This window comes from Ruminococcus difficilis, assembly GCF_016680995.1.
This window is the reverse complement of the sequence record NZ_JAEQMG010000144.1, coordinates 1-1,203: the sequence shown is the minus strand read 5'-3', so window position 1 is coordinate 1,203 and position 1,203 is coordinate 1. Positions and strand designations below refer to the sequence as shown.

Sequence of the window (1,203 nt, the reverse complement as noted above, 5' to 3'; positions counted from 1 at the left end):
TAGATTTTGTAGAGCTTCTTCTGCTCAGCCTGTTCCTCAGCCGTCAGACCGACGGTCTTTTTCTTCTTTGCAAGCTCGTTGATGCGCCGCAGTAAATTCTGTTCCATATGTCACCTAAAATTATAGGGCGGACAAGCTGCCCGCCCCATATAATTGTAAATTAGTTGTTGATGAGCTTATCCTCGTCAGACCAGCTGTAGAGCTTTCTTACCTCGGTACCGATCTTCTCGGCGGGAGCCTCGGCAGCGAGCTTTCTCATAGCGCGGAAGTGAGCCTGACCGCCTGCGGGAGACATGTCGAGGAGGAACTCCTTGGCAAAGGAACCGTCCTGAATGTCGGAGAGAACCTTTCTCATAGCCTTCTTGGTGTCCTCGGTGATAATCTTGGGACCTGTTACATAGTCGCCGTACTCAGCGGTGTTGGAGATGGAGTATCTCATGCCGGCAAAGCCTGACTGATAGATAAGGTCAACGATGAGCTTCATCTCGTGAATGCACTCGAAGTATGCGTTTCTGGGATCGTAGCCTGCCTCGCAGAGAGTCTCAAAGCCTGCCTGCATCAGAGCGCAAACGCCGCCGCAGAGAACAGCCTGCTCACCGAAGAGGTCGGTCTCGGTCTCGGTTCTGAAGGTGGTCTCGAGAACGCCTGCTCTTGCGCCGCCGATACCGAGAGCGTAAGCAAGTGCGAGATCCTTAGCCTGACCTGTAGCGTCCTGAGCAACAGCTACGAGACAGGGAACACCCTTGCCTGCCTGATACTCGGAACGAACGGTGTGACCCGGGCCCTTGGGTGCGATCATGGTAACGTCAACGTCAGCGGGAGGTACGATCTGACCGAAGTGAATGGAGAAGCCGTGAGCGAACATGAGCATGTTGCCTGCCTCGAGGTTGGGCTCGATGTCCTTCTTGTACATAGCCGCCTGCTTCTCGTCATTAATAAGAATCATGATGATGTCCGCCTTCTTGGCAGCCTCGGCAGCGGTGAATACCTCAAAGCCCTGAGCCTCAGCCTTTGCCCATGACTTACTGCCCTCGTAAAGACCGATGATTACGTTGCAGCCGCTCTCCTTGAGGTTGAGCGCGTGAGCGTGACCCTGGCTGCCGTAGCCGATAATGGCGATAGTCTTGCCGTCGAGAAGGGCAAGATTGCAGTCGGACTGATAATAAATCGGTGCTTTCATGTTTTCTTTGTAGTCTTTCATTT

General features: G+C 53.4%; 2 protein-coding genes. Both read right to left on the bottom strand.

The features are described from left to right. Positions 1 to 107, bottom strand: a 107-nt coding sequence (locus tag JKK62_RS13295) for a DUF896 domain-containing protein (protein WP_201428306.1), incomplete at its 3' end; no start/stop codon positions are given. 53 nt (positions 108 to 160) lie between these two features. Then, positions 161 to 1,180, bottom strand: coding sequence for a ketol-acid reductoisomerase (ilvC, locus tag JKK62_RS13290; protein WP_201428305.1), 1,020 nt, complete (start codon positions 1,178 to 1,180; stop codon positions 161 to 163). Between the last annotated feature and the right edge of the window lie 23 nt (positions 1,181 to 1,203).